The organism is Deltaproteobacteria bacterium, assembly GCA_018668695.1.
Lineage (GTDB): Bacteria > Myxococcota > XYA12-FULL-58-9 > XYA12-FULL-58-9 > JABJBS01 > JABJBS01.
The window spans coordinates 1-7,698 of the sequence record JABJBS010000243.1; the positions used below are offsets into that span (position 1 = coordinate 1).

General features: G+C 49.7%; 4 protein-coding genes. 1 reads left to right on the forward strand and 3 read right to left on the reverse strand.

Annotated elements, in window-relative coordinates:
* Positions 1-1,860 (forward strand): sensor histidine kinase (locus tag HOK28_12955; protein ID MBT6434001.1); only part of this gene is annotated, 1,860 nt, incomplete at its 5' end.
* Positions 1,861-1,864: 4 nt separating this feature from the next.
* Here HOK28_12955 and HOK28_12960 read toward each other — a convergent pair.
* The 3 genes from HOK28_12960 to HOK28_12970 all read right to left on the reverse strand — a co-directional run.
* A complete protein-coding gene (locus HOK28_12960) occupies positions 1,865-3,094 on the reverse strand; it encodes an AarF/ABC1/UbiB kinase family protein (GenBank protein MBT6434002.1) in 1,230 nt (409 codons plus the stop codon).
* A 257-nt stretch (positions 3,095-3,351) separates the two neighbouring features.
* Positions 3,352-4,536: a formate-dependent phosphoribosylglycinamide formyltransferase gene (gene purT, locus HOK28_12965; GenBank protein ID MBT6434003.1), complete on the reverse strand. Its 1,185-nt coding sequence runs from the start codon at positions 4,534-4,536 to the stop codon at positions 3,352-3,354.
* A gap of 138 nt (positions 4,537-4,674) precedes the next feature.
* A partial coding sequence (locus HOK28_12970; protein ID MBT6434004.1) for a TonB-dependent receptor plug domain-containing protein occupies positions 4,675-7,698 on the reverse strand: 3,024 nt, incomplete at its 5' end.

Below are 7,698 nucleotides of genomic sequence, written 5' to 3' on the forward strand. Positions count from 1 at the left end.
ACCCACGGCGTGCAGCTTCGGGGTCTGCCTAAAGCTCTCGATTATTTATCAATTAGGCTTGGCGTGATTGATACAGCTCACCGACTCTGGGCAATCGACTCGTATGGTAACCGCCGAGTTATTTCTGAAGCGGGTACGGTTGGGCGCACAAAAGAGGAGGCCGTTCCCTCAGTAGTCTGGACTCATGCTTCATTGGCAGGGCTAGCGGGCCCCGTGTTGGATTTGTTTCTTGAAATTTCTGGTTACCGCAGTGCCTATATTGGTGTCTGGCGAATGCCGGTTATTGGTCTCACGAAGGATTTGGACAAGGATAAATTTAATCGATTAGCCTTCGTTTATACGTTATTGGGTGTTTTGCTGATGGCGACCATCTTTCATTTTGTTCTTTTCTGGTTGCGACCGCAAGACAAGGTGAATCTTTGGTTTTCACTGCTATGCGGTGGCCTCGCGCTGCGGCATGCCGCATCAGAAAGAATATTTGAGGCGCTTCTCTCGGTTGATGCTCTAACTGTTTACAATGTTCGGTATCGAGTTGAGTATTTTATGATGTACGCTCTGTGCATTATCGGTGCGAGTTTCTTTAAGCAAATGTACCCCCTGTCGATGGGTACTAATGTCATGCGCATCGTTAAAATTGTTTTTGGAGTGCTTTGTGTAATTAGCCTAGGCCCAACCCACTACTTGGGTCATTTACTAGATACCAGTCATGTCCTTATGGTTCTCTTACTTTCTTGGGTTCTGTGGGCGCACGTAAAGGAATATCGAGCAGGAAATTCGAAAGCCGTCGTATCGTTGGTTGCTTTTGTTGTGCTCGGTGCATCGGCCATTCATGACATTATGAATGCGCGGGAAGCTTATGGGCATCTGTATTTCTTGCCCTTTGGTGTGGTCGGTTTCATCTTGCTACAGAGTTATATGATTGCTCGAATGTTTGCTGATACCTACAACTTATCGAAGTCGCTTTCGCGTGACTTGAAAAGTGAGCTTGATTTACGCAGTGCCTTGGAGGGTACGCTTGTTCAAGTTCAGGGACGACTTATCGAAAGTCGCGACCAACTGAACCAAGCTGAGACTCAAGTGATTCAGGCGGATAAGCTTGCAACATTAGGTGGACTGATTGCGAGTATCGGTCATGAATTGAGAAGCCCATTGCAAACGATTCATTTGGGCAATGATTTGATGCAAGAAGAGATCAAGAACGTGACATCTATTCTCGACCCCATTTTCGAAGGGACTGGGCCAGAGGCCGATGCCATTAAGGCGCGGCTTGATAAACATTTCGATGAATTGATTCGAGCTCGTCAAGACGGCGATAAATGCATTCGGCAGATGCTTGATGTTTCAAACGCTTTACACAGAGGCTCACGCCTTGACCTTGAGCCAGTCCTTTATGACCTTAACGAGATCATAGAGGATGCAGTCATTCTGGTCTCAGGCAAGCTCAAAGGCTGTAAGGTCTCTTTGGAGCTTGAGCAAGACATGGAGATACGATGTCGGGCCAGTCATCTACGGCAGGTGTTTACGAATATCCTTGCGAACGCGGCTGATGCAATTGAAGAAAAGCATGGTTTTTCAAATGGTACTGTTGTGGTTACATCTGTTTTAAAACGTGTGAATAATGTGGATGGAGTATTGATTGGCCTGGAGGATAATGGGCCGGGAATTCCTGAAGACATTCGTGCAAAAATCTTGAAGCCATTTTTTACAACTAAGGCGGCGGGCGTTGGAACAGGAATCGGGTTGGCGGTAACAGCCAAGATCATCAAGAACCATCAGGGAACAATTACGGTTGGTGAGAGTGATAGGCTCGGCGGTGCATCTTTTAGCATTTGGATCCCGACGCGGGGGACCTTCTCTTAAACTCTTAGGAACTTGGTGAAGCATTGGCCATTGCGGCATCAATATGCTCTTGGTGTAAATAACCTTTTTCCACCTCACGGTAGTCTACTTTCACATTGAGTCTTGCCAAGATCGAAAAGAACCCAAACTCTAATCTGTTAATAAAGAGTAGCCCCTTTGGCATAGGAACGAACCCGTCTTTATAGTTTTTTAAAGCTGTAGCGTAATCACGCTTAAAGTCTCTCACCACTTTGGCCGCGTAGTCGGGAGAAAGGTGAAAGGGCGATTCTTTAATCGGACGAAAGTAAGACTCGAGATATTTACGGACCAATCTCTCATAAAGACCACCCTGACAATCGGCAATGTCTATGCAGCCCTGGTGAAACATTTCGGGCTCATCGTGTCCTGCAGCCCAGTGCAATCGAATGGCCGCATTTTGCCTAACCTCTGGCATCTTTTGGACGCATCCGAAGTCGACGAAGGTTACCCCACCTCCCTCATGAAAGAAGTAATTTCCCGGGTGAGGGTCCGCATTAAATACGCCATGTATGAGAATCGCTTTATAAACAAAACGCCAAAGTGTTTCACACCATGCAATACGCTCTTGCTCTGAGGCATTTCGCGCTTCTTCGTAGCTAAGACCTCGAATGAATTCTGTCGTTAATACGCGCTTGCTAGAGAGCGATTTGTATACTTTGGGAATCCGAATGGTTGGATCCCCTGCGTGAATATTACTAAAGAGTTCAATGCGCTCGGCCTCTAGTTTGTAGTCCAGTTCCTCACGGAACCTGTCCTTAAGCTCCTCCACAAGCCGTCCTGTTTCGAACTTAGAGGATCCGAGCAATGATAGTATCATCTCCATGGCACCCGCGTTCTGGAGATCGGATTCTAAAGCTTGCACGATGCCAGGGTGATGTACCTTAACAGCGACCTCTTCGCCCTCGTGAGTGATGGCTCGATGAACTTGACCGATGGATGCGCTGGCGATGGGGGTGTCCTCCCAAGTTGCGAATATCTCTTCTACACCCTTATTGAATTCTTGACGAATGAGCTCCCGTATTTCCTTTGGGTCTGATGCCGGAGTTGCTGCTTGCAGGGTGCCCATGGTCTTTTCGAATGCATCCCTGTGCTCAGGAGGAACAAGGCCGTCGACGTAGCTAAGCATCTGTCCTATTTTGGTCGCGATGCCTCTGAGTTGCCCCAGCAGTGCTGTTGATTTAATGAGGTGTTTGGCTGGTGTTTTAGAGAAGACCATGGCGGAGCCGGTACGTGCACCGGCTCGGGCAAGTTTTGCGAGTCGGCTGAACCGACCTTTTGGCAAGTTGTCGGAGATAACGAACTCCTCTGGGTAACAATGATGTTCCTTAACTATAGTACGGAACGCCGCTCTTGACCTACCCAAAAGTAGAATAAAGCACGGTTCAGAGGGCCCGAGATCTGGCCTCTCGTCACCAGGCTAGAATTAAGGTGGTCAACCGTAAGCCTGAAACTTACATCGGGGATGCTATGAATCTAGGAGAGTTCAACCTTGACTGAGTCGGCCAATGTTGTGGCTTTCTTGCGAGCCTCGTCTACGTCTTTACCTAGTGCTAATGCTACACCCATGGGACGGATACCATGAACTTCGGTTTTCCCGAAAAGGCGAATACTGGTGTCGGGTTCGAGCATGGCTTCAGCTGAGATTGTATAAACAGGGTCGGTGCCATCTCCTTCAACAACGATTGCTGCTGCCGCTCCAGCGCCTTCTGAGCGGACGGTTGGGATCGGTAAACCCAATATGGCGCGTAAGTGCAGCGAGCATTCAGAGATGTTTTGTGAGGTCATGGTGACCATGCCTGTGTCGTGAGGCCGGGGCGCAACTTTACTGAAGTAGACTTCGTCTTCTTTTACGAAAAATTCCATAGAGTAGAGCCCGTAGCCGCCGAGGTTATTGACAATTTTTTCCGCCATTTCGTGCGCTCTTTCGAGTGCTTTGTCGGGCATGGGGTGAGGCTGCCATGATTCCCTGTAGTTACTCTTAAGTTTGTGGTGACCGATGGGATCACAGAAAAGTATGCCTCCAGCGTGCCGGACGGTGAGAATTGTTACTTCGTAATCAAAGTCGATGAGGCCCTCGATGATAACCCCACAAGTGCCCGGGTGAGCTTTATCTTGAGCTGTTTGCCAACTGCTCATGGTGTCGCCGTCACCTTTTAAGAAGCTGTGTCCAACGCCTGAAGAGCTGTACAAGGGCTTTACCATGCAGGGGAACCCAATTTCGCCGATGTTACTCCAGTAGTCGGCCATTGTATGCGCAATTCGAAATGGCGAAGTAGGGAGGTTGAGCTCGTGGGCGACAAGCTCGCGGATCCCGGCTCGGTCGGTACCCAGTTTGGCGGCTTTAGCAGACGGCGCTACGGTATAGCCCTCTTCTTCAAACTCTAGAAGAATCTCTGCAGCAATATGCTCACTGCCGGGGATGATGTAGTCGGGCTTCTCTAGGTCGATGAGCTTACGAAGCTCTTTGGGGTCTTCGATATGGATCACATGAGAGCGGTGAGCGACGGCCATAGCCGGAGCATCTTCATAACGGTCGACTGCAATGACTTCGAGCCCGAGCCTATGTGCTTCAATGGCAATCTCTCTACAGAGTTCTCCGGCTCCTAAGAGCAAAGCTTTGGTTGCGGTGTCGGTGTTGGGTGTACCAATTTTAGGCATGGTGAGGCCTCCTTAGCCTGAAGCCAAGAGTAGCATTTGCCCTTGGACGGCTCCAGCACTGGAGTTCGTCACATTTTAAAATCGAGTTATTCTCAAGGCTTGGGGAGGTACTTCTTGGTACGTAAGCCAGGAAGAGGGCTAATCTATATCTGTCTGCAGAGTGATTTGAAAAGAGCGGGAGGGCTGCGGAAGTAGCGAGCTGTAGCCGCTCTGACTACCTGACCATGCCTCAATACCGTCTTCTCCAGTGACCATAGAACCAGGTTCATTACCGGCCGAAGCCCCGCTTACTCCGGGGTGGAAGTAGACGGCGTTAAAGAGGTTACCCACGCGCAATCCCAGATTGAGACCTTCGATAATAAGGTTCCGATAGGTCATGCTGATATCCATCGTGGCGTATGCGTCGATGGATTCAACAGGGTTTGTCGAGACCGTTGGGCGTTTAGAGTAGAAACGGGCCAGGATGGTGGTGCTTAGGTTTTGGCTAAGGCCTATCTGACTTCCTGCCCATACCTTAATGGGGGCGATATCACCAACACGGCACTCACGTCCTGACTCATAGAGCTGTCCTGATATGTGATCACCAAGGCTGACATCACTGCATTCCGCTCCTTCCGCGGAGCGCTTGGCCCATGGAAGCCATGTTAAATAAAGCCAGCTTCGCAAGGAGCGGAGTAAAGGAGCGTCAAAGGATTTGATGATGCCGATGTCTATTCCGAGAATCTGTTGCTGACTGGCATTTTGAAACTGCCCATCTATCACGTCTATGACATCATCATTCCAAACAAGGTAAGGACTAAGCTGAACACTCAGGTTCTTTTCATTGTAATAGAGCCCTGCTTCAACACTTGTCGTTTTCTCGGCGAAGAGATCAAGGTTGTTATCGGCACTGGTTTTACTAACAAAAGTTACTTGGCGCGGGACGGGCAGAGTAAAGGCTCGGCCATAGAGCAGCTTCCATGTCCATGATGGAGCGGCGTGACCTACATACGCAAGCCGAAAAGCGCTGTTGGTCTCACCGCGGCGATACTCTTGTCTGATACCAACATCGATACGTTGGTGAGGGGTGAGCATGTATTTAATCAAACCAAAGCCCGCTAGGTTGTATTTTCGAGTTCTCCCAAGTGGGCCTTCGGAAGTGAGCTGGGTGTTGGAAGGCGGAGTGTCACCCGATAAGTCGGAACTCACTTTTTGCCAGCCAAGGCCTAAGTCGTCGCGGCCGAGGTGGAAGCCTGAAACGATGGAGAGTTGGTCGCCATGAATAAAAGTGCTCTCGTTAAAGGTGTAGCCCGCCTCGCCTTGAATGTCGGCGGAAGTAAAGTGGGAAACATAACGATTAAGTTTGGCGACGCCGCCGCTTCGTAGAAGCAGTGAATTACCATTAGGCCAAACACTGCCTCGGTATCTGGCAATGACGTTGGTTGCCCATTTTTCAGTGTTGTAATGGGTTCGGGCAAAAATACTGTAGAAGGTGTCTGACCAACTCGCGGCGTTTTGATAACGGTCTGCTGCAAATTGGTAACCGGTACCTCGCCGGCTGTTGTAATACTGGAGTCCGATTTCGAGACGTTTCATTTCTACTCTGAGATCGGCCGCGATATTGTTATAGGGGGACCGAAATGAGCCAGATACCCCAGGGTAGTTCTCCAGAAACGATTCGCCCCAGATTCTTGGGTCGCGGTAGTAGGCGTCTTTGGACCATTCGTAGGTGTCGCTGTTGGTGGAATCGACGCGGCCATGATCGAAACGGGTGGTGAGAGAGAGTCTAAAGTCTTTCTCGATGTGCTCTAAGTTAATATCGCTAACGTTGCGGTAATTGGCGATGGAACCTATTCCGCTTTGAGGGACGCGCGAGCCAACAAAGCCGCTCACATGAGTCCCGGTGGAGCGAAGTTCATTTCGGGTAATGACTTGAACAATCCCCATGAGAGCGTTGGAACCGTGCATCAAAGAACCAGGTCCGTAAAATATTTCAACACGGTCGATATTAGAGAGTGGAATGAGCATACGAGCATTGCCGTAGAGGTGGTCATGCCAAGGAATACCGTCGATGAGAAAGAGAAAGTGATCCTGCCAAGTGTCGCGTCGGCCACGCCAATAAGTTCGTAACCATGATGCGCCTTCGGGTCTCGCAACGTCTATTCCGGGCAGGTCATTGAAGATCTCAGATAATTCTACGTAACCTCGTTCGCGCAGTTCCCGGCCAGTGAGTGTGATGTTCCAGGCGGGTGCCATTAAGGAACTCTCATAAACGCGGGAGCCGGATACAACCGGAGCGTAAACTTGTTCAGCGAGGCTTGAGTCAGCATCCTCTAGATCATGGAGTCGGCGAACAGCTCGGCCCATGGTTTCTAGATGTTTACCGTGGTGATTGAGCCCGGTGGCACGGCTTCGGGATATGGTTCGTTTCTCAGCGGTGTCGATGAGTGTGAGGAGGACGTGAAAGCTTTCGCCGACAGCGTGGATGCTTCCACGAATGAGGTAACGTGCGCCAACAATGCCGGCGAGTTGGGTACCACAGGATTCATCTACACAGCCTAGAATTTGTTGCTGAACGCGTTGTTCGACCAGAGCCTCAATATCTTGTGAGGTCAGAACATCATGAGGAGAAAATTCAGCGAATGCATGGGCAAGAAGTTCATCTAAGAAATGAAGCTGTTCTGCATCGAGGTTTGCAGAGTTTAGCGGAAATAACATTGTCTTATTCGCTGCAGAAATAGCGGATGGTGGGGTAGGTGTAGGAAGTACTGGCAGAGTTTCTACACCCACTGATTCAGTGGTCGTTGCTGGTTGTTGCGGAGCGCCAGGTTTCAAGGTGTCTGACTCTAGGGCGTGTTTGGGAGTAACCGAATCTTGAGTAGGTACCGGCGGATTTTCCGCTGAAACAGTCTGAGATTTAGTCTCTTTGTCGGCCTCTGTTTCAGTCTCTGCTACAGTATTAGGCTCAGCTTCGGTCTTTTGGTCGGCCGCTGTTTCAAACTCTTCTTCAGACTCAGCTTCAGTGTTTTCGTCGGCCTCTTCTTCAGACTCAGCTTCAGACTCAGCTTCAGACTCTTCTTCAGACTCAGCTTCAGACTCAGCTTCAGACTCAGCTTCAGACTCAGCTTCAGACTCAGCTTCAGACTCAGCTTCAGACTCAGCTTCAGACTCAGCTTCAGACTC

Coding starts and splice junctions, on each gene's coding strand:
- HOK28_12960 (MBT6434002.1), bottom strand. CDS start 3,094: ATGGTCTTCTCTAAAACACCAGCCAAACACCTCATTAAATCAACAGCA.
- purT (MBT6434003.1), bottom strand. CDS start 4,536: ATGCCTAAAATTGGTACACCCAACACCGACACCGCAACCAAAGCTTTG.